A 23,846-nucleotide genomic window follows, 5' to 3' on the forward strand; every position below is an offset into this window, starting at 1 on the left:
TCACGGTGTTCGGGAAGGTGGCTGTCAACAAATATTGACAGCCCGCACGATTAGTAAACAAAACCTCACTGAGCAGGTTTTTTATTGAGCGTCTCTTTAAGCTGGCCAATCAATTCGCGACGGAAATCCCCCAGCCGCGGCTTATCGCCATCGATCCAGGGGAGTGGACGACAAACCTCCATCGCTTTGATACCCAGGCGTGCCGTCAGCAGACCGGCACCAATCCCCTGCGCCGCCCGGGCAGAGAGACGCGCCGCAAGATCCTGCGACATCCAGTCCATCCCGACCTCCCGTACCAGTTCGCTTGCCCCGGCGAAGGCGATATTCAGCAACACCAGTTTGAACAGGCGCAGCCGGCTGTAATAGCCAAGCTCGATGCCATACAGTCTGGCGATGCGGTTGATCAGGCGCAGGTTGCGCCAGGCGATAAAGGCCATGTCCACCATCGCCAGCGGACTGACGGCGATCATCAGGGTAGATTCCGCCGCCGAGCGGCTGATCTCACGACGAGCCTGCGCATCCAGCACCGGCTGAACAATGTGGGCATAGAGCGTGACCACTTCCTGGTCATTCTGGGTTTCGTGGATCGCCGCATACCAGCGCTGAAGCGCCGGGTGAGAGTGATCAATCCCGGCCTGAGCCGCAAGCTTTTCACAAAAAGCACGCCCTTTTCCTGTGCCGTGACTGTGCAGCAGATCCCGCGCTTCATCGCGTTCGTGGGCACGCTGACGCAAACGCCAGAGGCGACGCCACTCGGTGACGACTGAGTCAACGCCCGCACCAACAATCAACGCCCCGGCGGCGCATCCCCCCAGCGCCACCCAGTCCTGCGTTTGCCAGGCATTGATGCCCCACTGCACGCCCTGACCGATTACGCTCACACCAAAAAGGGCTAACCCGGCGGTCACCATCTTGCGCCACAGGCTGCGTTTCGGGCGCAGTGCCGCATCAACCACCGCTTCCGCCTGCCCCTCTTCAGCCATCGGCTCGTCTGCCAGCACGGGAGCAAAGTTGTCAGCCTGCGGGCCGCTGAAGGTTTGCGCCGTTTTAAACGCCTCATGGGGCGTCTGCTCAAGCTGGCCGGTAAAATCAATGCGTGGTTTTAACGGTTCCGTCATCGCAATTTATCTCCAATTAAAAACTCCAGCGCAGCATCCAGACGGATATGCGGCAATGGCTGGTCAACGTTCATGCTCTGCGGACGGAAGGCTTCGAACTGAAAACCCTGGCTTTGCCAGAATGCCTGGCCCGGCAGACGCGCCGGAACTTCCCCCGGATAGACCGTGAGCGGCTCACCGTCGCTGAGACGGTTGCCCCGCAGGGCCGGAATTTTCTCGCCATTCAGGTCAATCAACCCACTCTGCGTAGCCTGTACGGACGCCAGCCCCAGACAGTCCATGCTGATCCCTTCGAAGGCCGCATTCTGCCAGGCATCCTGCACCAGCTGTTGCAGCAGGGATACCATGTTGGCGTGCTGATCGACCGTCACATGGTCAGCTTTTGTGGCGGCAAACAGCAGCTTGTCGATGACCGGCGAGAACAAACGGCGAAACAGCGTACGCTGGCCATAATGAAAGCTTTGCATCAGCTGCGTCAGCGCCAGCCGCATATCATTGAACGCTTGCGGCCCGCTGTTGAGCGGTTGCAGGCAGTCCACCAGCACGATCTGGCGGTCAAAGCGTAAAAAGTGATTTTTATAAAAGCCCTTAACCACCTTCTCACAGTAATAATTGTATCGCTCGCGGAGCATACCGGCGTTGGTGGTCTTGTCCGCCTGCGCCAGTTTCGATTCGCCGATGCTGTCAACGTCCGGCCACGGGAAAAACTGTAGCGCGGGAGCACCGGCTAAATCACCCGGCAGAACGAAGCGGCCCGGCTGAATGAAATGCAACCCCTCCTGCTTGCACTGATGCAGGTAATCCGTCCAGGCTTCGGCTATGACGGCCAGACGGTTTTCATCCGCCGGCGCCAGCGGGTCCAGCCCTTCGCAAAGCTGGCGCCATTGGGTCGACCACTCTGCCCGCTGCCCCTGCAACAAACCGGTCATCTGTCGGGACCAGTTCAGGTAATCCTGCGCCAGCATCGGTAAATCGAGCAGCCATTCTCCCGGATAATCCACAATTTCGAGATAGAGCGTGGACGTTTCTTTGAAGTGACGCATCAGGGATTCATTCGAGCGGAAACGAAGCGCAAGCCGGATTTCGCTCACGCCACGCGTCGGGGTGGGCCAGGCGGGAGGTTCCCCGTATAACTGCGCCAGACCTTCATCATAGGTGAAACGGGGGATGCCAAAATCACGTTGCGGTACGCGTTTCACCCCCAGCAACCGCTCCTCGCGCACTGCGCTAAGCAGTGGCAGGCGCGCCCCTGCATGCAGGTTCAACAGCTGATTGACCATCGCCGTAATGAATGCTGTCTTACCGCTGCGGCTCAGCCCCGTCACGGCAAGACGCAGATGGCGATCAACGCCACGGTTCACCAGAGAATTGAATTCGTTTTTAAGTCGCTTCATCGCCGTCCTTCATTGCCTGGAACCCTGAAAAAAGTCACTTCAGAATACAGTAAATTGGGGCAGATCGTTGATTATCAATTCTTAATTATTGCTATTGCCGTTTTCTCTCCAGTAAGATGGGCGCAATTGCTGTCCGTCTGGAGTGAGTAAGGTGTATGTCACCCACCATCTATGATATTGCCCGCGTTGCTGGCGTTTCGAAATCAACCGTGTCGCGCGTTCTGAATAAACAAACGAATATTTCTCCTGAAGCGCGCGAAAAGGTGTTGAAGGCGATAGAAGAATTAAATTATCAACCGAATAAACTTGCCCGCGCACTCACCTCTTCTGGCTTCGACGCCATTATGGTTATTTCGACCCGTTCAACCAAAACCACCGCAGGGAATCCGTTTTTCTCTGATGTACTGCATGCCATAACGGCAAAAGCAGAAGAAGAAGGTTTTGATGTTATTTTACAAACGTCCAAAAGCAGCGAAGATGATCTGCAAAAATGCGTGGGTAAAATAAAGCAGAAGATGATCAAAGGGATCATCATGCTAAGCTCGCCGGCGAACGAGTCTTTTTTCGCGACGCTGGACGAATACGGTGTGCCCGTGGTCGTTATTGGTAAAGTGGAAGGCAATTACCAGAATATCTATTCTGTCGACACGGATAATTTCCACGACAGCGCCATATTAACCGACTCATTTATCACACATGGTCGCACTAAAATTGCCTGCCTGCATGCCCCTCTCGATTATCACGTTTCTATCGATCGCCTGGCGGGCTATAAATCGAGCCTTGAGAAGCACGGTATTGCGATTAATCCGGACTGGGTTATTGATGGCGGATATACCCATGAAAGCGCGCTTCAGGCGGCCTGTCAGCTACTCTCATCAGACAACCCGCCCGATGCGGTTTTTGCGACGGACAGCATGAAATTGCTGAGTCTTTATCGTGCCGCGGATGAGCTAAATCTGACGATCCCGGAACAGGTCGCAATGGCAGGATACAGCGACCCGATGCTATCTCTCATTTTAACCCCTGCACCAGGCGGTTTTGATATCCCCACGAGAAAGCTGGGCGAAGAGAGCTGCGATTTGTTGTTCAGGTGCATTGCGGGTAAACCTGCCCCGCATAAGGTATTGGTTGAAACGCATTTTTCAGATGCGGCTTCATTACGCTAAAAACCAGGGGCAAACGCCCCTGGTAACGTCCTGTCAGAACGCGTAATTCACGCCGATACCGGCATAGTGGAAGCGGTCACTTTCCCCTTCGTCATGGTTTTCCCATTCGTAGGCATATTCCAGCGTCATGGATAAACCATTGTTAAAATCATAGGCGTACAGCATACCCAAACGGTTGAAATCATGTCCTTCACGCTCAGGATCGTCTTGCCAGTCCCAGTTTGACCAGCGATCGAGTCCCAGACGGGTATAAGGCGTTAGCGTCGTCTGACCCAATGAAATCGGCAGATAGGCGCGAATTTCCTGAGTGGAGAATTCACCGTTATTACGTGAACTGTCCATATTGAAACCCCGCTCTAAATAGTAATTAACTTTTGCAGAGACGGTTTCGTTAATTGTCCAGGTAAAACCGGTTTCCGTTTCAACACGGCTGTCAGAATAACCGGTTTTTGCCAGGTCATTCGCAAACTGGTACATGGCAAACCATCCGCCAAACCGCCAGTCATCGGTTAATTTTACATCCCAGTCCGGTTGAATTTTATAGCGCTGCATATTTGCGCTGCCCGCTTTCGCGCCATCCTCATCTTTGAAATGATAGCTGTAATTACGGAAACCACCCGTCAGTCCCAGCGTGAAATCATCGGTACCAATAATACGATAGCGTAATTCTACTTCGGGACGATCGAAATAGGTGCCGCGCGTCATGCTACTGTAATCAACCGGCCCTTCCTGATACATAGCCAGCGAAATGGTCCATGCATCCCAAGTGGCATTAAACCACACGGAGGGTTCATATAATCCATCTTTATCGTCGGCCTGACCTTCGACGTTTTCAATTTCATACATGGCGCCAATATTAAATTCCCACTGTTTGGCTGATTCAGTTGCTTGCGCGCAGCTCACCCCTGCGCACAGGACGAGCGCAGCACTTCTTAGTAGAGTACTCATTAAAATATTCCTTTATAATTAACATACAAAAAACCGGAAACTTTCATTTCCGGCGAACACCTTTCTTATCTAATAGCTGTTTCAGTATCAGCATCGAAGAAATGGCACTTATTCATATCGAACTGGATGCCGATATTATCTCCGGCAACGTAATCATCCGCCGCTCCCGCACGGACAACCAGTTCATGCCCACCCACGGTGGCATAAAGCATAAATTCAGCCCCGGTCAGCTCAGCAACGCTGATCTTTGCCGTGATGTTTTCGCCGCTTTGCTGTACGGTGAGAATATCTTCCGGACGGATCCCAAAGACAACCGCTTTACGCTGGTAACCTTGCGCATTCAGTACGGCCAGCTTGTCCTCCGGGATCTCCAGACGCAGCGTTTCCGTCACAAAATAGCGGTCGTCGATTGCGCCACGAATGAAGTTCATCGCCGGTGAGCCAATAAATCCTGCAACGAACATATTCGCCGGCTCGTTGTAGACCTGCTTCGGCGCGCCCACCTGCTGAATGATGCCGTCCTTTAAAATCACGATGCGGGTCGCCATCGTCATGGCTTCCGTCTGATCGTGCGTCACGTAAATCATGGTGGTATTAAGCTTCTGATGCAGCTTGCTGATTTCAGCGCGCATCTGCACACGAAGTTTGGCATCGAGGTTGGATAAGGGCTCATCCATCAGGAACACCCCCGCTTCGCGCACTATCGCCCTGCCTAATGCCACGCGCTGACGCTGACCGCCGGACAACACGCCAGGTTTACGCTGGAGGTAATCGCGCAAGCCCAGGATCTGTGCCGCCCAGGTAACGCGTTCTTCAATGACGGAGGGCGCAATTTTTTGCATTTTCAGGCCAAACGCCATGTTGTCGTAGACCGTCATATGCGGATAGAGCGCATAGTTCTGGAAGACCATCGCGATATCACGGGACTTTGCGGGAACATCATTCATGCAAACCCCGTCAATAATCAGTTCACCCGCGCTGATCTCCTCGAGGCCGGCAATCATTCGCAGCGTCGTGGATTTCCCACAACCCGATGGACCGACGAAGACGATAAATTCTTTGTCTTCAATTTCGAGGTTGAAATCCTTCACCACGTGGACCTGGTTATCATAAATTTTCTGAATGTGTTTCAGAGACAGTTGAGCCATTATTAATTCCTTATCAATACGCCCGGGATGCCCAGAACGCCGTCAGGCGTTCCCAGGTCAGTTCCTGCGTTGAATGAAGTTGTAATCCCGCATGGTTCAGGCCAGGCCCAATCCCGACCGACAGCATTCCTGCGGCGTTGATCGCATCTACCCCTGCGGCGGCATCTTCGATACCAATGGACTCTTCAGGACGCACGTTCAGTCCTTTACAGGCCGCAAGGAAGATTTCCGGGTCCGGCTTTGAGCGGCTAATACGCGAAGCATCGGCGCAAAAATCGAAAGCCTGATGAATACCCAACGCGTGCAAAATCCCAGGAGCATTAAGCGATACGGATGCCAGGCCAATTTTGACCTTCGCGGCGCGAATATCCGCCAGCACGTCGCGAATACCCGGCAGCAGCGAATCCTGCGTCAGTGATGCCAGCGACTGGACGTAAAGCGCGTTTTTTTTCGTCGCCAGCGCCAGGCGCTGCTCGTCACTGAACATCCCCTCTTTCCCGCCATGTTTCAGAATGCGCTGGAGGGAGTCCATACGGCTTATTCCCTTCAGCTGTTCGTTAAATACTTCATCGAAGGTGATACCAATCTCCTCCGCCACGGCGCGCCAGGCCAGAAAGTGAAGATGCGCGGTATCGGTGATCACCCCGTCCAGATCGAATACAACAGCGTTAAGCGTCATGGCGCCCCTCCGTGGTAGCGGTCCCATTCACAGGTACAAGAAAGTCCTTACGCTCACAGACCTTTCGCCCTGATACATGCAGCGTTTCACCCCACAGCGTCAACGTGACAGGTGCGGTGGTTTCAATGGTTAACTGGTCATCTTCACAGGTAATGTGCATTGTTGCGCCCCGCCACCGCAGCGGGAAGGCGAGTTTCTGCCAGTGAGCAGGCAGCTTCGGCGCAAGATGCAGCTCCCCTTCGCTAATGTGCAGGCCAGCAAATCCCTGGATGGCGCCCAACCAGATCGCACCGGTGGCGGCGGCATGAATACCGTCATCACTGCTGTGCGGGTCGTCCCCCAGGTCGATGGCAATCCCATCGCGCCAGAAGGCATACGCCCCCTCGGTGTCACCGCAGCGTGCGAGCACGATGCCGTGAATGGCTTTACTCAGGGATGAATCATGGATCGTGCGTGGCTCGTAGAACGCCAGATTGGCGGCACATTGCTGCGGCGTAAACCGTTCCGGCAGCAGGTAGTTAAGCATCACCACGTCGGCCTGCTTCAGGATCTGCATCTCGTTCACTTCCGCGCGAGAGTAATCAAGCAGAATGGTTTGCTTACCCGCTTTGGCTTTATAGCGGCTCAGATCGATGGCAGGTTTTGCCATGAAGGTATCATCCTGCGGGATCACACCCTCTGCGTCGGCCTCTGGCAGCCACAGGCGCGCCAGGAACTTACCGGCATTCTCCGTAAAACGCGCATCTTCACGCCCAAATTTCGCCATAAACTGACGCGCGCAGGCCACGTTGTGCCAGGCCAGATAGTTGGTGTAAGCGTTGTTGTTGACATGCTCGGTGTATTCATCCGGTCCGATCACGTCATGGATCTCAAGACGACCATTAATTTCCGTCGCGCGTCCCATCCAGAACGAAGCGGTTTCCATCAGCAGCGTCAGACCCTCATTGCGCATAAAGGCATCGTCGTGTGTTGCCTGCCAGTAAGCGACAACGGCCCAGGCAATATCAGCCACGATGTGGTGTTCAGCGAGTGCGGAGGCGACCTTCTGGCGAACCCCGGTGCGGATGTTAATGGCTGCGAATTCTGGCGTCTCTTCCTCTCCGCTGGCGGCGCTTTCCCACGGGAACAACGCGCCCGGCCAACCGTTACGGCGTGCTTTTTCACGCGCGCCAGAAAGATTCAGCCAGCGATAGCGCAGCAGGCTGCGGGCAATCTGTGGACGGGTAAACAGATGGAACGGCAACAGGAAAATTTCGGTATCCCAGAAGACGTGCCCTTTGTACCCTTCCCCCGTCAGCCCTTTCGCGGCAATGCTGCTTCTTTCGCTATGGGCTGGCGTCATTGTCGTCAGGTGCCAGACGGCATAATCCAGCGCAAGCTGATCCTGCTGTTCTGCACAAGTCACTTCCACCCGAGCGTCACGCCAGACCGCTTCCCAGGCGTACGCTGAGCTTTCAAGCAACGCATCGTAGCCTCTTGCCGCGCAGACTTTGAGATCGGCCAGCGCGTTGCGGGCGAAAGACTCCTGTGAGAGCGCTTTATCGCTGCGATGGGTCAGCCAGACGATCTTCTCAAGCGTGACGGTGTCACCTTGCGAGATAGTCAGAGAATGATGAACGCTGAGGCGACGATTTTTGGCGGTGAAACAGCTGTCGCTCTGAGCGGAGAGCTGACAAAACGCCGAAACAACAACTTCAGACGCCCGGTCCTGCGTTTCATACACACCCTGCATGTAGTGCTGGTCAAAAACCCTGACCGAGATTTCATCCAGATGCTGCCTGCCGCTGTTCGTCTGTGTCGCATCTATGCCGGTTTTCAGCACGGCCTGAGCGGCGCCATCAAGCGGTGTAATTGAGAGCTGCATTGCCACTAAGGGTAACTGGTCCAGCGAAACAAAACGACGGCTCTCGAGGCGATAGCGTTTTCCGTCCGGCGAACGCCAGACAACGTTACGATGCAGTTCGCCGTTAGCAAAGGCCAGCTCGCGTTGCCACTCAAGAATTTCGCCTGAAAGGAGCGTGAAATTGACGCCGTCCAGCTCAACTTCAACTCCGGTGACATCCGGCAGATTGATCAGCTCTGTGGTTTCGTTGCGTCCCGCGCGATGATACAGCCCCGCGAGATACATGCCTCTGGTCTGCTGGGTGTAATCTTCTTCATGCGTGGCGCGAATGCCCATGTAGCCATTGCCGCAGGCCATAATGGACGCGTACTTATTCAGGCTATGCGGGCAAAAGCCCGGATCGGTTAATACAGACTGGTTCAGCATAACGTCACGCTTTCCCCTGTTTCCGCGGCTTCATATAACGCCGCGACTAATTGCTGGATCACCAGCCCCTGCTCCGCATCGGCAATCATGACCGGCTCGCCCAATACGTGGCGAACAAACGCGTCCATACTGCGCAGATGTCGGCGATCGTCAGCTTCTTCCCGCTGGGTCAGCGTCTGTAAAACACCGGCTTCGTCGTTATAAATGTGTGCCGGGAACAGCGTTGCACCCGCCTTCTCACCGCAGAAAGAGACGTTCATGATCGACTGCTCGCGGATATTAAGCGCAAAAGAGGTGTCCAGACGCAGAATGCCACCGTTGCAGAACTCAATCGTGCCAAACAGGGCATCTTCCACGGTAAACTGCGCAGGATCCCATTCGCCAAACTGGCCGGTGTGTTTCCGGTTCCCCAGTCTCTGGAAGCTGTGCGCGGTTACCCGCTTCACGGGCGGGAAACCCAGCACGTACATCGCGGCGTCCAGCATATGAATGCCGATATCGATCAGCGGCCCGCCGCCCTGGAGCGATTTATTGGTGAAAACGCCCCACCCCGGCACACCGCAACGACGCAGCGCCTGCGCGGAGGTGAAGTAAATTTCACCGAGCGTTCCGTTCATTACCGCATCGCGCAGGAGCTGGGTATCCAGCGCAAAGCGATGGTGAAAATCGTACGCGAGGACTTTTCCGGCCTTGCGCGCCGCGAGACGCATCTCATCCGCCTGGTGCGGCGTCATCGCCGGCGGCTTTTCACACATCACATGACAACCTGCTTCGAGAGCCGCCATCACATGTTCAAAATGGAACCGGTTAGGCGAACAGACGCTCACCACATCCGGTTTTACTTCCTGCAACATCTCGTGAGCGTCCTGCCATGCCGATGGAATAGCATAACGTTCCGCGAACGCCTGTGCCTGCTCAAGGCGGCTGTCCATGACAGCCACCATTTGAACATCACTGCGCGTGGCGTAATACGAGGCATGCACTTTGTCTGCAACCTGCCCGGCGCCAATGATGGCGACGCGCAGAGGCAAAGGTGTAGAAGCACTCATCACGCTCGTCATCCTTAGCATTCACGCAAGTAAGTGAGAGAGTCCTTATAGGCCTGAGCCGGATCGTCGGCACGCACCCGGCACTCGTACACGACGTAACCCTGATAATTATCGGCACGCAGCTGATCGAACAGGCTGGCGAAATCGAGGCTGCCGCTGCCCGGCTGATAGCGGTGGTTATCAGCAATGTGCACATGACCCAGCAGGTCGCGGTTCTGATGCAGCGCTTCCGTCAGGGAGTCTTCTTCAATATTCATGTGGTAGAAATCACCGATGATCTGCACGTGCTTCAGGCCGTTCTCTTCGATATAACGACGCGCGTCGGCCAGAGTGTTGATCATATGATCCTGATAGCGGTTCAGCGGCTCCAGGTAGACGGTAGTACCGGTGCGCGCTGCCACCTCATCCAGCCAGCGCAGGGAAGCGCTGACCGCTTTGCGATCGCCGTCCAGACTACGTGGCGAAGTCATTGGCGGCAGACGGAAGGTAAACATCCCCCAGGCAGCCGGAACGATAATCCCTTTTCCGCCCACTTCTGCCAGCGCTTCCAGAATGCGTTCAATCTGCTGTAGACCGTTCAGGCGGCGTTCTTCAATGAAATCCCCGATCCAGCCATCGTATCCGCCACAGGCCGTCGTGACCGGCAGGCCGGTGGCTTTGATAGCCGCTTTTACTTCGTCGAGGTTTTCCACCAGCAGTCGGCCATCAATTTCGTAGCCATCAAATCCCATCGCTTTGATGTATTCGAATTTTTCCATGATAGCGGTCGGGAAAAAGGCCTGGTTTTGTGTTGCGATTTTCATGATTGCTGTCCTTAGCTTAAAAAGTGACGCCCATTTTGATACTGAGTTCCGGGTGCTGATCGACATACTTCATATAGCTTTCCGGGCTGGTGGTGAAGGTGACGACCGGGTCGATCAGATCTTCGCAATTGAGATAACCGTTCATCAGCAATTCCCAGCAGGTCTCTTCAATACGCTTGCGGCTCCAGCGCGGATAATCCGGGTTGGGTTCACTGCATGCGCGGGAGAAGACAATTTTGGCGTTATTGAAGTGTGCTTCGCGACCAAGGTTGAAGCCTGCCGCAAACGGCTTGGCGAAAGCCACGTAGGAGATCGTTCCACCGTAGGCGAGACCGCGCAGCGCAGATTGCAGCGCATCTGCAAATCCGCTGGTTTCGATGATCACATCGGCGCCCTGCTTGCCGGTCAGTTTCTTAATTTCCAGACCGACATCGGTACCGATTGGGTTCAGGCAGTGGTCTGCACCGTGACGGCGGGCGATCTCACAGCGATGTTCGATAGGATCGACACCAATAACCACTGACGCGCCGGCTTTTTTCGCCAGCTGAATCGCAATCTGGCCAATCGCGCCCAGCCCCACAACCACGACGAAATCCCCTACGCGGACGTTAGCATCACGCACGCCGCTCATGGCGAACTGCGCCGGATCGTAGCAAACGGCGTTTTTCCAGGATGCGCCCTGCGGCATTTTGCGCAGCTTATAGTTGTTCACCGCGTTTACGATGACCGTTTCCTGCAACGGGCCGTAGCAGCAGACGCTGTCGCCGATCTGGTATTCCGTCACGTCCGCACCACATTCGATGATGTCGCCGACGATCATGTTCCCCAGCTGGAATTTACCAAATTCGATGCCGCGCGCTGCACCTTTTTCACGCGGGGTAAACATCTGCCACTCAGCGTTGAACTCTTCATCGATGAACGGGCTTGCCGCGCGGAAATCCACGACTTCGGTGCCGTGTTTCGGGGCACCATAACGGGCACGAATCTTCACCTCATGTGCTGCAACAGGACGATCTTCGTATTCCACCAGCGCCGCTACACGAGGCGCTGTCGCAACTAATTTTTTCATGACTGACTCCTTGTTAATATCGGCCGCCTCAGCCCTTCACGCCGCCGGCGGTCAAACCACTTTTAATGAAACGTTCAGACAGGGCATACATAATGACGACCGGAAGTGCCGTTACCAGCGATGCCGCCATCATGCGACCCCAGATGTAATCTGGCGTACTGAAGAGCGTGTTCAGCCCCACCGGCAACGTGAAGTTGCTGGCGCTGGACAGGAAAATGGAGGCGAACAGATAGTCATTCCACGCCACCATGAAGCAGTAGACAAAGACCGACACCAGACCCGAGATCGCCAGCGGCACGGTGATGCGGAAGATGATTTGCAGGCGGTTCAGGCCGTCCATCATCGCGGCTTCTTCGATTTCGTCCGGGATGGTGTCGAAATAGCTGCGCAGCATAAAGACCGCGGTAGGCAACGTCTGCGTCACCATGGTGATGATCAGCGCCAGTTCGGTGTCATAAATGCCGAGCGCGGTGATGATTTTGAACAGCGGCACCACCAGCAGGATCCCGGAGAACATATAGACGGTGTAGAAGCTCGCATTGATCGTCGTGCGTCCTTTAAAGCGCAGTTTGGATAACGCATACGCGCCCAGCGTGCCGAGAAACACCGCAATGACCGAGGAGGTCAGCGACACCACCATGCTGTTACGGAAGTAATCCACAAACGGGAAAATCAGCGGGTTAAAGATGTCGATGTAGTGCTGTAGCGTCCACTCCTGCGGCAGAATGGTCGGGTGCAGCGAGATCGCCTCTTTCGCGCTTTTGAATGACGTCATCAACATCACAAAAAACGGAAACAGCGTGATAATCAGGAATAGCGCCAGTCCCAGATAAAAACCGATACGGCCCAGAACGCGTTTATTTGTTGCCATTGAGGTTTACCCTTTTTCTGGTCAGCAGAATGACCGCGAAGATGATCACAAACAGCACAACGGAAATGGCGGCTGCTTTACCCAGGTCATTGAACGCAAAGGCGGTTTTGTAGAGATATACGCCCAGAATGTCGACCTTGGTGGTGAGCAGATACACATCCGCAAACATGTAGAACATCCAGATGGTTCGCAGCGTGACCACCGTGGCCAGCACCGGCATGATGGCGGGCAACGTCACGATACGAAAACGCTGCCAGGCATTCGCCCCGTCCATCTCTGCCGCTTCGTACAATGATTTATCAATGGTCTGCAAAATTGCGAGGAACGAGATAAAGGCGTACGGGAAGTAACGCCAGATGGCGAACAGCACAACCAGGACAAAACTGCTGCCAGGATTATCGAACCACAGCGGCGCCTGATCGTAGAGATGCAGCAGATCAACGCCCAGGTAGTTCACAATCCCGTAGCCGTTGTTGAACATGTATTTCCAGGCAAATACCAGTGAAATAGACGGCGTCACGTAGGACAGAATCACCAGTGAACGTGCCGTTTTCCGCATGCGGAATTCACGGTTAAAGAAGATCGCTACGGCCAGTCCCAACCCGGTGCTGCCGAGCACGACCAGGGCCGTATACCAGAACGTCATCCACAGGGAGTGCCAGAACGCAGCATCGCCCAGAATGCGAATGTAGTTATCCAGGCCGACGAACACCGCATCAATACGCGGGTTCAGCGGTAAACGTAAAAAACTGATTTCAATGTTGGAAATCATTGGCCAGGCCACCAGGCCCCCCAGCAAAATCAGGCTGGGGGCCAACAGCAGCATGGCGAAAGGCATATCTGAACGACCAGAAAACAACGTCTTCATAATTCCCTTCGCAAAGCGCTCCTATCGTTGTGAGATCAGGTCAGTCAGTTTCTTCTGGCTGTTGCTTAACGTCGCATTGAGATCTTTTTGTCCCACCGTTACGTTATGCACCATGGAACTGATAATGCCGGACCCGGTAACATCTCCCATGCGAGTAAAGTTTTTGTCGCCTACGGCGCCAAATACCTGGACGTTCGGGAACTGCGCAATCAGCTCGTAAGGCAGTTGACCAAAGGCTTTGATCACGTCGTTGTTTTTCCAGCTCTCAGTGCCCACCACGAGTTTGTTCACCGGCAGCGCCGCACCAGGGGACATCATCACCCAGTCAGACGCGTTTTGAGCCTGCTCCATCCAGGTCACAAATTTTTCTGCCGCCTGCGTTTCCTCTTCGGTCTGGCCGGTCGTGATCGTCAACGAGGTGATCATGCCGTACACGGCTGATGATTTTTCCGTCGGGACCACGAACCCCAGGTTGGCCGGATTGCCATCTTTGTAGACCGCGGGCAGGATATAGGTGGAGTAAACGGCCATCGGCGCAGAGCCGTTCATGAAGGCGTCTTTGATCTCCATGACATCATTCGAGCCCGGCATGGTGTTCGCGGCCAGTGCCCGATAAAACGCCAGCGCTTTCGACATTTCAGGGGTATCGATTTTCACGTTGCCGTTTGCATCAAAGACGTTGGCTCCGCCTGACAACGCAAACTGCGAGAAAGCCTGCTCGGTCATGACGCTTTCTGCGGTTGGCAGCGCGATACCGTAATGTTTTTTCGCCGGATCGTTGAGCGACTGACTGGCCTTCAGCAGTTGCTCCCAGTTGTGCGGTTCTTCGATTCCTGCTGCCGCGAGCGCATCTTTGTGATACCAGACGCCGGACAGCCAGGCGCTAACCGGCACCCCCGTCCATGCCTTGCCGTCTTCAGTGCGAACAACGCGTAAAATGCCGTCATAAAAGGTATCTTCACCGACGGCTTTAATCGCGTTGCCGATCGCGTCACGGTCCAGCAGTTGCTCTTTATCCATGACTTTGGCGTAGTCATGGCTGACTTCAATCACTTCCGGCAGCGCGCCGGTACGGGCCAACGTAATGACCTTGGTGTTATAGGCATCTTCCTCAACGGGTACCTGTTTCACCGTAATAGTCGGGTTCTCTTTCTCGAATTTTTCGATCAGTTTCGTAATAACTGCCTGACGCTCCTGTTCTACCGACGAGTGCATAAACTCAATTGTGACCTGAGATGCTTTATCGTCCTTACAGCCTGATAACAGGGCGCACGAAACCAGTGCTGATAACAGCACAATTTTGGGCATTTTCATTTTAGGGTCCTTTTTAGTTTTCTTTAATCCACATTACCTGCCATGGATTGAGGTTCAGTTCCGTACCGCTAATATCGTGTCCTGATAGTAATTCCCTACCAAAGAGCGTTTGTCCATAAATGGTCTGCATTTTATTGCTAAAATTAAATAATGCTGTCATTCGCATGCCATTTTCAGCAACACGAACAATTTTAAGAATATGTTCGCCGATTGCGTCAAAAATAGCCTGGCTATCCGGATGGAACGCACTCTCGCCGCGACGAATAGCAATAAGCTCACTCAAACGAGAATAAATTTGATAACGAATACTCTTCTTATTATTGAGTTCCAGATCAACCTGACCTGCGGTGTATTTCTTCCTGTTTATTGCGCGGTTATATCCAAGACGTTCGACACCTTCATAATCGTTACGCGAACCGAGAATGCTTTGAATATATACAGCCGGTACGCCAGGAAAACTTAACAACACAGCATGCGCCAGGATGAACCGTGCAATGCGCTCATCATCTGAGCTGTCTCGCAAACTCAACGCATCAAGATAGGTGACATTAATTTCATAGGGGCTTCGCGTACCGTCAGGATTATTTTTCCAGTTGACCAGCGCGCCTTCCTGCTGAAGCTTTTCAACCAGCGAGAGGATCTCTGATTCCGGAAGGATGCCGCGTAACGGGTTCAAACCGATACCATCATGCGAGGCCAGGAAATTAAACCAGGTGGTATGAGTTGAAGGCAGCGCCAGTGACCCCGCCCACTGGCATAGGGCTTTAACATCCTGACGATGAACAGCATGCAGCACCAGCGGAGGTAAGGAAAACTGATAGACCATCTGGGCTTCATTTTCACCATCACCGAAGTAAGAGACATTGTCTTTGTGGGGAACATTTGTCTCAGTGATGATCACCGTTCCAGGCGCCACAGCGTCCGTAATGGCGCGGAACAGCTGGATAAGGCAATGGGTTTGTTCCAGATGGATACAGGTGGTTCCCGGGATCTTCCACATAAACCCGACCGCATCCAGACGGATATAACGCGCCCCTTCCATGAGGTAATGGAGCAGAACGTCAACCATGGCAATCAGCACCTGCGGCGAGGCGAAATTGAGATCGATCTGGTCATCGCTGAATGTGGTCCACAGATGACGAACGCTGCCATCATGAAGCGTGAACGGCGTCAGCAGCGGTAATGCGCGTGGACGCGTCACCGCGGATAAATCGGTTTCGGGGTCGACAGAAATAAAGAAATCTTCGTAGCCCGGCTTCTGCGCAAGATAATTAGCAAACCATTCGCTTTTCGCTGACATATGATTGCAAACGAAGTCAAACATTAAGCTGGCTGAATGTTTTAATTCCGCGACATCTCGCCAGGTTCCTGTTTCAGGAGCAACCTCGTGATAATCAATAACGGAAAATCCATCATCCGAAGACCACGGATAAAAAGGTAACAGATGGACATGGGAAAACGTACGAGAAAGCCATTCATTATAGAACCGGGTAAATACCGGCAACGCTTGCTCCCCTTTTGTGGAGAACTGATCGGCATAGGTAATCAGCACAACGTCTTTTTCATCCCAGCCTGACTTACGCTTTTCCGTAATATTAGTCGCCGCTTTTTCAAGCTTAGTTAATAACACGTTAAGGTGTGCATCTGAAAATGATTCACCGTAGATATGATTGATGAGTTTTTTAATTTTTGCGTTCACATTATTTTCCATGGTAGCGGTCCCACGGAGTGGCAATCTACTCCCATGAAAAATAACTGTCAACGGACCCGGGGGCAGAAAGCAGCATTCTCAGCGCAGCGCAAAGCATTATTGTGAGCTGCCGCAAAGAAAGCAGAAAAGCAGAAGAAACGCAGAAAGGAAAGTCATGCCCCTTCTCTGGGGGAGAAAGGGCTTATGCGGGAGGATCTAGCGTGACAAGTAGCGCCGGGAAACGCGTTTTGCCAGTTTCTGTAACAGCGGCTCCAGAGCGACCGCCAGCATCATTCTGACCGGCTTGCGGGCAACAGACTTGATCGCCCAACCCGCCACACCGGCCGGGCCATAACGTAACGCCGTCATCAGAACCAGTTTACCTGCGATTTTCAGGCCGGGTTTTACCTTCTGACCGGCCTGTTGCCAGTTTTGTTTCATGTAAGTTCTCTCTTAAAGCTGACGAAAACGACTTCTCAGCGTAAAGGTATCGGAGGTGACATAACGTTCCATCTCGCGCAATCGCTTCTCCCCTGCGCTCAGCTGTTCATCCACCGCGTTCAGGAGATCGCTGCTGGTTGGCGTGTTCTCAGCATTCAGCTCACCTTCCGGCATAGGATCGAGTACAAACGACAGAATGATGTATGCCACCAGTGTAATAAAGGCCAGACCGAAGAAAATCGACAATACGGTGACCACACGCACCAGTTTTACCGGGACATCCAGATAGTGCGCCAGCCCGGCGCAAACGCCCCGAACCATGCCCTGCTGTGGGATCCGCCACAGTTTTTTATTCAGATTCAGTCCAGCCATTACCGTTCCCTCCAGTTTGGGTGTTCCGCGTCCAGGATGGCTTCCAGCGCCTGAATACGTTCGCGCATTTTATTTGCCTCGGCAGAGAGCTGCGCCAGCCGCTGTTGTTCACTCTGCGACAGCTCACCGCGTGAAGAGCGGTTGCTGTAGTGCAGCCATAACCAGATGGGCAGAACAAACAGCACGAAAATGGTCAGGGGTATAGCCAGAAAAAGCGCGCTCATGTGTACTCCTTGTCTAACGATGCGGCACGCTCAGGTGCCGCAGGAATTATTATTGGTTGTCTTGTTTCATTTTGGCTTTCAGCGCAGCCAGTTGCTCGCTAATTTCATCATCGGCCTTCAGGTCAGCAAACTGCTGATCCAGGGTTTTCTGCTTACCGATGCTGTGGCTTTCGGCTTCCGCTTCCATGTGGTCGATACGACGTTCAAACGATTCGAAACGCGCCATTGCTTCATCCAGTTTGCCGCTGTCCAGCTGGCGACGCACGTCGCGGGACGAGCTTGCAGCCTGGTGGCGCAGCGCCAGCGCCTGTTGACGTGCACGGGTTTCGCTGAGTTTGTTTTCAAGCTCACCAATCTCTTTCTTCATACGCGTCAGAGTATCATCCACCAGCGTCACTTCATGTTCCAGCGTGGCAACCATGTCGGTCAGCTTCTGCTTCTCAATCAGCGCAGCGCGGGCCAGATCTTCTTTATCTTTACGCAGCGCCAGTTCCGCTTTTTCCTGCCACTCGTTAAGCTGGGCAGTCGCCTGCTCGATACGACGTGTTAACTGCTTTTTCTCTGCCAGCGCGCGGGCGGAGGTGGAGCGTACTTCAACCAGCGTGTCTTCCATCTCCTGAATCATCAGGCGCACCAGCTTCTGCGGATCTTCCGCTTTCTCCAGCAGCGAGTTGATGTTGGCGTTCACGATGTCGGCAAAACGAGAAAAAATACCCATAATTCAATCCTCATAGTTCTGTTATCGGGCGATGCCCTGCTGAACAGATAATACAAATCCCATGCCAACTTTTTATCTTATTGATTTTACTCAATGTGATTGATATTTATCCATCCAGCGGCTATTCTCACCTGGTGAATATCACTAAGGAGTGGTTAATTTCATCATGGCTGAATATAAAGATAATTTGCTTGGCGAAGCCAACAGCTTCCTGGAAGTGCTTGAACAGGTTTCGCGCCTCGCGCCGCTGAATAAACCGGTGCTGATTATCGGTGAGCGCGGAACGGGTAAAGAACTTATCGCTAACCGCCTGCACTTTCTGTCTGGCCGCTGGGACGGCCCTTTTATTTCCCTTAACTGCGCGGCGTTGAATGAAAATCTGCTCGACACCGAGCTGTTTGGTCATGAAGCTGGCGCCTTTACCGGCGCACAAAAACGCCATCCCGGACGCTTTGAGCGCGCCGATGGCGGAACGCTTTTTCTCGACGAGCTGGCGACCGCGCCGATGCTGGTGCAGGAAAAGCTGCTGCGCGTCATTGAGTATGGCGAACTGGAACGCGTTGGCGGTAGTCAGCCGCTCCAGGTCAACGTTCGCCTGGTGTGCGCCACTAACGCCGATCTGCCCGCGATGGTGGCAGAGGACAAATTCCGCGCCGACCTGCTGGACAGGCTGGCTTTCGATGTCGTTCAGCTGCCGCCGCTGCGGGAGCGGCGCAGCGATATCATGCTGCTGGCCGATCAGTTTGCCATTCAGATGTGTCGGGAACTGGGCCTGCCGCTCTTTCCGGGCTTTAGCAAACAGGCCACTGAGACCCTGCTCGGTTACCACTGGCCGGGCAATATTCGTGAACTGAAAAACGTGGTGGAACGGTCCGTTTACCGGCATGGCAGCAGCGAAACCGAACTGGACAACATTATTCTCGATCCGTTTCGTCGCGAGGATAAACAGCCCCCGGTTCCGGCGACGCGCCAGCAGGATCCGGCGTTGCCGCTCGATTTACGCCAGTTCCAGCATCAGCAGGAACAAAACTTGCTCGAGCAGAGCCTGAAAGAGGCGAAATATAATCAGAAACGGGCGGCTGAACTGCTGGGCCTGACCTACCATCAGTTAAGGGCATTGCTCAAAAAACATCAAATGCGCTGACATTATCAGCACTTACCCCCAGACATTTTTACGAAGCAGGCGTAAGTGCGATACACTTTGCAGATCGAATCTAAAAACCTTAAAAACTATGCGCCTGGTTTTATCGTCCCTGTTTGCACTCGGTCTGTTCAGCAATCTGGCCTTTGCTGCGCCCGATCGCGCTGTGCCCCCTGATATCCGAGAGAGTGGTTTCGTCTATTGCGTCAGCGGGCAAGTTGATACCTTTAACCCACAAAAAGCGGGGAGCGGCCTGATTGTTGATACGCTGGCCGCACAGCTCTACGATCGCCTGCTCGACGTCGATCCTTATACCTATCGGCTGGTTCCGGAGCTTGCTGAAAGTTGGGAAGTGCTTGATAACGGTGCTACATACCGCTTTCGTCTACGCGATGATGTCGCCTTTCAGCACACCCCGTGGTTTACGCCAACCCGTAAACTCAACGCGGATGACGTGGTTTTCACCTTCCAGCGCATATTCAACCGAAATCATCCGTGGCATAACGTTAATGGCGGGAACTTCCCCTATTTCGACAGTCTGCAATTCGCGGACTCGGTCAAAAGCGTTCGTAAGCTGGATAACCGCACGGTTGAGTTTCGCCTGACTCGCCCGGACGCCTCCTTCCTCTGGCATCTGGCGACGCACTACGCCTCGGTCATGTCAGCCGAATACGCAGATCAGCTGACGAAAAAGGATCGTCAGGAACGTCTCGATCGTGAGCCTGTGGGCACAGGTCCGTTCCAGTTAGCAGAGTACCGCGCCGGACAATACATTCGCCTGCAACGCCACGATCGTTTCTGGCGCGGCAAACCGCTGATGCCGCAGGTAATTGTCGATCTGGGTTCAGGTGGAACAGGCCGACTCTCCAAACTGCTGACCGGCGAGTGCGACGTGCTTGCCTGGCCTGCGGCCAGCCAGTTGACCATTTTGCGCGACGACCCACGCCTGCGCCTGACCCTGCGCCCGGGAATGAACATCGCTTATCTGGCGTTTAACACCGATAAGCCGCCGCTGAATAATCCGGCCGTGCGCCATGCGCTGGCGTTAGCGATCAACAATCAGCGTCTGATGCAGTCGATTTACTACGGGACCGCGGAAACCGCCGCCTCTATTCTTCCGCGCGCCTCCTGGGCCTATGACGGCGAGGCGAAGATTACCGAATATAATCCGGCGAAAGCGCGCGAACAGCTTAAAGCGCTGGGGGCAGAAAACCTGACGCTACAGCTGTGGGTGCCCACCAGCTCTCAGGCGTGGAACCCCAGCCCGCTTAAAACGGCTGAGCTGTTGCAGGCTGATATGGCGCAGGTGGGCGTTAAGGTGATCATCGTGCCTGTCGAAGGCCGTTTCCAGGAGGCGCGTCTGATGGACATGAATCACGACTTAACGCTGGCTGGCTGGTCCACCGACAGTAACGACCCGGACAGCTTCTTTCGTCCTCTGCTGAGCTGTGCGGCAATCAACTCCCAGACCAACTACGCCCACTGGTGTAACCGGGAATTTGATGCCGTGCTGCAAAAAGCGTTGGCGTCTCAACAGCTTGCCTCACGCATTGAGGCCTATGATGAAGCGCAAAATATTCTGGCCAGAGAACTTCCCGTGTTGCCGCTTGCCTCTTCCCTGCGCCTCCAGGCCTACCGTTACGATATTAAAGGGCTGGTACTCAGCCCGTTTGGTAACGCCTCCTTCGCGGGCGTCACCCGTGAGAAAGAACAAGAGGTGAAGAAACCATGATTATATTTACCTTGCGTCGGCTGCTGTTACTGCTGGTCACCCTGTTCTTCCTGACCTTTGTCGGCTTTAGCCTGAGCTACTTTACGCCGCACGCCCCGCTTCAGGGCTCATCCCTCTGGGACGCCTGGCTGTTCTGGTTTAATGGCCTGCTACACTGGGATTTTGGCGTGTCCAGCATTAACGGACAGCTCATCTCCGAGCAGCTGAAAGTGGTTTTCCCGGCCACCATGGAGCTGTGTGTACTCGCCTTTGGCTTTGCCCTCATGGTGGGGATCCCGGTGGGGATGCTGGCGGGCATTTATCGTAATAAGTGGCAGGATAAATTCATCAGCGCGCTTGCCTTAATTGGCTTTTCCATCCCTGTTTTCTGGCTGGCGCTACTGCTTACCCTCTTCTTCTCACTGACGTTAGGCTGGCTGCCGGTATCTGGCCGTTTTGATCTGCTGTATAACGTGCAAACGGTGAGCGGCTTCGCCATCGTTGACGCCTGGCTTTCTGATTCAGTCTGGCGCGACGAAATGATCGTGAGCGCGCTGCGCCACATGGTGCTGCCGGTGCTCACGCTGGCCGTCGCGCCGACGACCGAAGTAATTCGCCTGATGCGTATCAGCACTATCGACGTCTTCGATCAAAACTATGTGAAGGCCGCCGCCACGCGCGGACTGTCTCGCCTGACGATTCTCCGTCGCCATGTGCTGCACAATGCGTTGCCACCCGTAATCCCACGTCTTGGGCTGCAATTTTCAACCATGCTGACGCTGGCGATGATCACCGAGATGGTTTTCAGCTGGCCGGGCCTTGGACGCTGGATGATCAACGCCATTCGCCAGCAGGATTACGCGGCGATCTCTGCCGGCGTGATGGTGATTGGCTCCCTGGTCATTATTGTTAACGTTGTTTCCGATATTTTGGGTGCCATGGCCAACCCATTGAAGCATAAGGAATGGTATGCCTTACGATAACGTCTACAGCGAAAAGCGCACGCCCGGTGCGCTACGTACCGTGTGGCGTAATTTTTACGGCGACACCACGGCGATGATCGGCTTTTACGGCTGCATTGGCCTCGTGTTGCTGTGCGTTTTGGGTTCGTGGTTTGCACCGTATGGCATCGATCAGCAGTTCCTTGGTTATCAGCTTTTACCGCCGTCGTGGTCGCGTTACGGGGAGGTTTCGTTCTTCCTGGGGACTGACGATCTCGGACGTGACGTGCTAAGTCGTTTACTGAGCGGCGCCGCACCTACGGTAGGCGGCGCGTTCGTGGTCACCCTGGCTGCCGCGATCTGCGGCCTGGCGCTGGGCATTTTTGCCGGCTCAACCCACGGGCTGCGGTCGGCCGTGCTTAACCATATTCTTGATACCCTGCTCTCTATTCCTTCACTGCTGCTGGCGATTATCGTCGTGGCCTTCGCGGGGCCGCACCTCACCCATGCGATGTTCGCCGTCTGGCTGGCCATTCTGCCGCGCATGGTGCGTTCGGTTTACAGCCTGGTTCACGACGAGCTGGAAAAAGAGTATGTCGTCGCCGCCCGTCTGGATGGCGCCACCACGTTTAATATTTTGTGGTTTGCCGTGCTGCCTAACATTGCCGCCGGGCTGGTGACGGAGATCACCCGCGCCCTGTCGATGGCGATTCTGGATATCGCAGCGCTGGGCTTCCTGGACCTTGGCGCGCAGCTTCCCTCCCCGGAATGGGGCGCCATGCTCGGCGATGCGCTGGAGCTGATTTACGTTGCGCCGTGGACGGTCATGCTGCCGGGCGCGGCCATCATGGTGAGCGTGCTGCTCGTTAACCTGCTGGGCGACGGGATCCGCCGCGCAATCAATGCGGGGGTGCAATAATGCCGTTACTCGATATCCGCAACCTCACGATAGAAATTAAAACGGGCGAAGGCTGGGTCAAGGCCGTGGATCGCATCAGCATTACGCTCGCAGAGGGCGAAATCCGCGGGCTGGTGGGCGAATCGGGTTCGGGGAAAAGTCTGATCGCCAAGGCCATTTGCGGCGTGGCGAAAGACAACTGGCGGGTGACCGCCGATCGTATGCGCTTCGACGACATCGATCTGTTGCGTCTCTCCCCGCGCGAACGCCGTAAACTGGTGGGCCATAACGTCTCGATGATTTTCCAGGAGCCGCAATCCTGTCTCGATCCGTCCGAGCGCGTCGGGAAACAGCTGATGCAGAACATCCCCGGCTGGACCTATAAAGGCCGCTGGTGGCAGCGTTTCGGCTGGCGCAAACGCCGTGCCATTGAGCTGTTGCACCGTGTCGGGATCAAAGACCATAAAGACGCGATGCGCAGTTTCCCCTACGAACTGACCGACGGTGAATGCCAGAAAGTGATGATTGCCATCGCCCTGGCGAATCAGCCGCGTCTGCTGATTGCGGACGAACCAACGAACGCGATGGAGCCAACCACCCAGGCGCAGATTTTCCGCCTGCTCACGCGTCTGAACCAGAATAACAACACCACCATTTTGCTGATCAGCCACGACCTGCAAATGCTGAGCAAGTGGGCGGATAAAATTGATGTAATGTATTGCGGCCAGACGGTAGAAACCGCGCCAAGTGAAGACCTGGTGACGACGCCACATCATCCCTACACGCAGGCGCTGATCAGGGCGATCCCGGACTTTGGCAGCGCGATGCCGCACAAAAGCCGTCTGAATACGCTGCCTGGCGCGATACCGCTGCTGGAATCGCTGCCCATTGGCTGCCGTCTGGGACCACGTTGCCCGTATGCTCAGCGTAAATGCATTGAAACACCGCGCCTGACAGGGCCGAAAAACCATCTGTTTGCCTGTCATTTCCCGCTGAACATGGAGAGAGAGTGAA

Annotated in this window: 23 protein-coding genes; 6 read left to right on the plus strand and 17 right to left on the minus strand. The window is 54.5% G+C overall.

The window, feature by feature from the left end; translation table 11 throughout:
* Positions 1-65: 65 nt before the first annotated feature.
* Entirely contained in the window at positions 66-1,118 is a 1,053-nt protein-coding gene (locus SK47_RS11445; protein ID WP_048244283.1) for a YcjF family protein, read from the minus strand.
* Positions 1,115-2,512 carry a YcjX family GTP-binding protein gene (locus tag SK47_RS11450; RefSeq protein ID WP_032658603.1) on the minus strand — a complete coding sequence of 466 codons (1,398 nt, stop codon included), beginning with the start codon at positions 2,510-2,512 and terminating at the stop codon, positions 1,115-1,117. Before SK47_RS11450 ends, SK47_RS11445 begins: the two co-directional genes overlap by 4 nt.
* A gap of 155 nt (positions 2,513-2,667) precedes the next feature.
* On the opposite strand from SK47_RS11450, the gene SK47_RS11455 reads away from it, so the two are divergent.
* Positions 2,668-3,678 (plus strand): LacI family DNA-binding transcriptional regulator, encoded by a 1,011-nt coding sequence (locus SK47_RS11455; RefSeq protein ID WP_023324782.1) that lies wholly within the window; start codon positions 2,668-2,670, stop codon positions 3,676-3,678.
* A 33-nt stretch (positions 3,679-3,711) separates the two neighbouring features.
* Here the strand turns inward: SK47_RS11455 and SK47_RS11460 are convergent, their stop codons facing one another.
* The 15 genes from SK47_RS11460 to pspA all read right to left on the minus strand — a co-directional run bounded on the left by SK47_RS11460 (position 3,712) and on the right by pspA (position 18,141).
* A complete protein-coding gene (locus SK47_RS11460) occupies positions 3,712-4,626 on the minus strand; it encodes an OmpG family monomeric porin (RefSeq protein ID WP_023314240.1) in 915 nt (304 codons plus the stop codon).
* Positions 4,627-4,691: 65 nt separating this feature from the next.
* Positions 4,692-5,774 carry an ABC transporter ATP-binding protein gene (locus SK47_RS11465; RefSeq protein ID WP_048244285.1) on the minus strand — a complete coding sequence of 361 codons (1,083 nt, stop codon included), beginning with the start codon at positions 5,772-5,774 and terminating at the stop codon, positions 4,692-4,694.
* Positions 5,775-5,787: 13 nt separating this feature from the next.
* Complete coding sequence (gene pgmB, locus SK47_RS11470) at positions 5,788-6,453, minus strand: beta-phosphoglucomutase (RefSeq protein WP_047653944.1); 666 nt, start codon at positions 6,451-6,453, stop codon at positions 5,788-5,790.
* A complete protein-coding gene (locus SK47_RS11475; protein ID WP_048244287.1) occupies positions 6,443-8,722 on the minus strand; it encodes a glycoside hydrolase family 65 protein in 2,280 nt (759 codons plus the stop codon). The genes pgmB and SK47_RS11475 overlap by 11 nt, the downstream gene beginning before the upstream one ends.
* Positions 8,716-9,774 carry a Gfo/Idh/MocA family protein gene (locus SK47_RS11480; RefSeq protein WP_086581367.1) on the minus strand — a complete coding sequence of 353 codons (1,059 nt, stop codon included), beginning with the start codon at positions 9,772-9,774 and terminating at the stop codon, positions 8,716-8,718. Before SK47_RS11480 ends, SK47_RS11475 begins: the two co-directional genes overlap by 7 nt.
* Positions 9,775-9,785: 11 nt before the next feature.
* Positions 9,786-10,574 carry a sugar phosphate isomerase/epimerase family protein gene (locus tag SK47_RS11485; protein WP_003856868.1) on the minus strand — a complete coding sequence of 263 codons (789 nt, stop codon included), beginning with the start codon at positions 10,572-10,574 and terminating at the stop codon, positions 9,786-9,788.
* 16 nt (positions 10,575-10,590) lie between these two features.
* On the minus strand, positions 10,591-11,643 hold the full coding sequence (locus tag SK47_RS11490; RefSeq protein WP_003856866.1) for a zinc-dependent alcohol dehydrogenase: 1,053 nt from the start codon (positions 11,641-11,643) through the stop codon (positions 10,591-10,593).
* A 28-nt stretch (positions 11,644-11,671) separates the two neighbouring features.
* Positions 11,672-12,514, minus strand: a complete 843-nt coding sequence (locus SK47_RS11495; RefSeq protein WP_015570402.1) for a carbohydrate ABC transporter permease — start codon at positions 12,512-12,514, stop codon at positions 11,672-11,674.
* Positions 12,501-13,382 carry a carbohydrate ABC transporter permease gene (locus SK47_RS11500; RefSeq protein ID WP_003856862.1) on the minus strand — a complete coding sequence of 294 codons (882 nt, stop codon included), beginning with the start codon at positions 13,380-13,382 and terminating at the stop codon, positions 12,501-12,503. The genes SK47_RS11495 and SK47_RS11500 overlap by 14 nt, the downstream gene beginning before the upstream one ends.
* Positions 13,383-13,403: 21 nt before the next feature.
* Positions 13,404-14,696, minus strand: coding sequence for an ABC transporter substrate-binding protein (locus SK47_RS11505; RefSeq protein ID WP_003856860.1), 1,293 nt, complete (start codon positions 14,694-14,696; stop codon positions 13,404-13,406).
* Between the two features lie 13 nt (positions 14,697-14,709).
* A complete protein-coding gene (locus SK47_RS11510; protein WP_048244289.1) occupies positions 14,710-16,407 on the minus strand; it encodes a sugar phosphorylase in 1,698 nt (565 codons plus the stop codon).
* A gap of 195 nt (positions 16,408-16,602) precedes the next feature.
* Positions 16,603-16,827, minus strand: a complete 225-nt coding sequence (gene pspD, locus SK47_RS11515; protein ID WP_003856857.1) for a phage shock protein PspD — start codon at positions 16,825-16,827, stop codon at positions 16,603-16,605.
* 12 nt (positions 16,828-16,839) lie between these two features.
* Complete coding sequence (gene pspC / locus SK47_RS11520; RefSeq protein ID WP_003856855.1) at positions 16,840-17,199, minus strand: envelope stress response membrane protein PspC; 360 nt, start codon at positions 17,197-17,199, stop codon at positions 16,840-16,842.
* Positions 17,199-17,423, minus strand: coding sequence for an envelope stress response membrane protein PspB (gene pspB / locus SK47_RS11525; protein WP_003856853.1), 225 nt, complete (start codon positions 17,421-17,423; stop codon positions 17,199-17,201). The genes pspC and pspB overlap by 1 nt, the downstream gene beginning before the upstream one ends.
* A gap of 49 nt (positions 17,424-17,472) precedes the next feature.
* On the minus strand, positions 17,473-18,141 hold the full coding sequence (gene pspA, locus SK47_RS11530; protein ID WP_022651342.1) for a phage shock protein PspA: 669 nt from the start codon (positions 18,139-18,141) through the stop codon (positions 17,473-17,475).
* A 151-nt stretch (positions 18,142-18,292) separates the two neighbouring features.
* On the opposite strand from pspA, the gene pspF reads away from it, so the two are divergent.
* The 5 genes from pspF to sapD all read left to right on the plus strand — a co-directional run bounded on the left by pspF (position 18,293) and on the right by sapD (position 23,845).
* Positions 18,293-19,285, plus strand: a complete 993-nt coding sequence (pspF, locus tag SK47_RS11535; RefSeq protein WP_181007762.1) for a phage shock protein operon transcriptional activator — start codon at positions 18,293-18,295, stop codon at positions 19,283-19,285.
* A gap of 88 nt (positions 19,286-19,373) precedes the next feature.
* A complete protein-coding gene (sapA, locus tag SK47_RS11540) occupies positions 19,374-21,014 on the plus strand; it encodes an ABC transporter substrate-binding protein SapA (RefSeq protein ID WP_003856847.1) in 1,641 nt (546 codons plus the stop codon).
* Positions 21,011-21,976 carry a putrescine export ABC transporter permease SapB gene (sapB, locus tag SK47_RS11545; RefSeq protein WP_003856845.1) on the plus strand — a complete coding sequence of 322 codons (966 nt, stop codon included), beginning with the start codon at positions 21,011-21,013 and terminating at the stop codon, positions 21,974-21,976. Before sapA ends, sapB begins: the two co-directional genes overlap by 4 nt.
* Complete coding sequence (sapC, locus tag SK47_RS11550; RefSeq protein ID WP_003856843.1) at positions 21,963-22,853, plus strand: putrescine export ABC transporter permease SapC; 891 nt, start codon at positions 21,963-21,965, stop codon at positions 22,851-22,853. Before sapB ends, sapC begins: the two co-directional genes overlap by 14 nt.
* Positions 22,853-23,845 carry a putrescine export ABC transporter ATP-binding protein SapD gene (gene sapD / locus SK47_RS11555; protein WP_003856840.1) on the plus strand — a complete coding sequence of 331 codons (993 nt, stop codon included), beginning with the start codon at positions 22,853-22,855 and terminating at the stop codon, positions 23,843-23,845. The genes sapC and sapD overlap by 1 nt, the downstream gene beginning before the upstream one ends.
* The last annotated feature ends 1 nt before the right edge of the window (position 23,846 follow it).

It is taken from the genome of Enterobacter sp. BWH52 (genome assembly GCF_001037565.1).
Classification (GTDB): Bacteria; Pseudomonadota; Gammaproteobacteria; order Enterobacterales; family Enterobacteriaceae; genus Enterobacter; species Enterobacter hormaechei_C.

What these genes read in the sequence shown, in the direction of transcription:
- SK47_RS11445 (WP_048244283.1), bottom strand. Translation starts at nt 1,118, where the DNA reads ATGACGGAACCGTTAAAACCACGCATTGATTTTACCGGCCAGCTTGAG.
- SK47_RS11450 (WP_032658603.1), bottom strand. Translation starts at nt 2,512, where the DNA reads ATGAAGCGACTTAAAAACGAATTCAATTCTCTGGTGAACCGTGGCGTT.
- SK47_RS11455 (WP_023324782.1), top strand. Translation starts at nt 2,668, where the DNA reads ATGTCACCCACCATCTATGATATTGCCCGCGTTGCTGGCGTTTCGAAA.
- SK47_RS11460 (WP_023314240.1), bottom strand. Translation starts at nt 4,626, where the DNA reads ATGAGTACTCTACTAAGAAGTGCTGCGCTCGTCCTGTGCGCAGGGGTG.
- SK47_RS11465 (WP_048244285.1), bottom strand. Translation starts at nt 5,774, where the DNA reads ATGGCTCAACTGTCTCTGAAACACATTCAGAAAATTTATGATAACCAG.
- pgmB (WP_047653944.1), bottom strand. Translation starts at nt 6,453, where the DNA reads ATGACGCTTAACGCTGTTGTATTCGATCTGGACGGGGTGATCACCGAT.
- SK47_RS11475 (WP_048244287.1), bottom strand. Translation starts at nt 8,722, where the DNA reads ATGCTGAACCAGTCTGTATTAACCGATCCGGGCTTTTGCCCGCATAGC.
- SK47_RS11485 (WP_003856868.1), bottom strand. Translation starts at nt 10,574, where the DNA reads ATGAAAATCGCAACACAAAACCAGGCCTTTTTCCCGACCGCTATCATG.
- SK47_RS11490 (WP_003856866.1), bottom strand. Translation starts at nt 11,643, where the DNA reads ATGAAAAAATTAGTTGCGACAGCGCCTCGTGTAGCGGCGCTGGTGGAA.
- SK47_RS11495 (WP_015570402.1), bottom strand. Translation starts at nt 12,514, where the DNA reads ATGGCAACAAATAAACGCGTTCTGGGCCGTATCGGTTTTTATCTGGGA.
- SK47_RS11500 (WP_003856862.1), bottom strand. Translation starts at nt 13,382, where the DNA reads ATGAAGACGTTGTTTTCTGGTCGTTCAGATATGCCTTTCGCCATGCTG.
- SK47_RS11505 (WP_003856860.1), bottom strand. Translation starts at nt 14,696, where the DNA reads ATGAAAATGCCCAAAATTGTGCTGTTATCAGCACTGGTTTCGTGCGCC.
- SK47_RS11510 (WP_048244289.1), bottom strand. Translation starts at nt 16,407, where the DNA reads ATGGAAAATAATGTGAACGCAAAAATTAAAAAACTCATCAATCATATC.
- pspD (WP_003856857.1), bottom strand. Translation starts at nt 16,827, where the DNA reads ATGAAACAAAACTGGCAACAGGCCGGTCAGAAGGTAAAACCCGGCCTG.
- pspC (WP_003856855.1), bottom strand. Translation starts at nt 17,199, where the DNA reads ATGGCTGGACTGAATCTGAATAAAAAACTGTGGCGGATCCCACAGCAG.
- pspB (WP_003856853.1), bottom strand. Translation starts at nt 17,423, where the DNA reads ATGAGCGCGCTTTTTCTGGCTATACCCCTGACCATTTTCGTGCTGTTT.
- pspA (WP_022651342.1), bottom strand. Translation starts at nt 18,141, where the DNA reads ATGGGTATTTTTTCTCGTTTTGCCGACATCGTGAACGCCAACATCAAC.
- sapA (WP_003856847.1), top strand. Translation starts at nt 19,374, where the DNA reads ATGCGCCTGGTTTTATCGTCCCTGTTTGCACTCGGTCTGTTCAGCAAT.
- sapB (WP_003856845.1), top strand. Translation starts at nt 21,011, where the DNA reads ATGATTATATTTACCTTGCGTCGGCTGCTGTTACTGCTGGTCACCCTG.
- sapC (WP_003856843.1), top strand. Translation starts at nt 21,963, where the DNA reads ATGCCTTACGATAACGTCTACAGCGAAAAGCGCACGCCCGGTGCGCTA.
- sapD (WP_003856840.1), top strand. Translation starts at nt 22,853, where the DNA reads ATGCCGTTACTCGATATCCGCAACCTCACGATAGAAATTAAAACGGGC.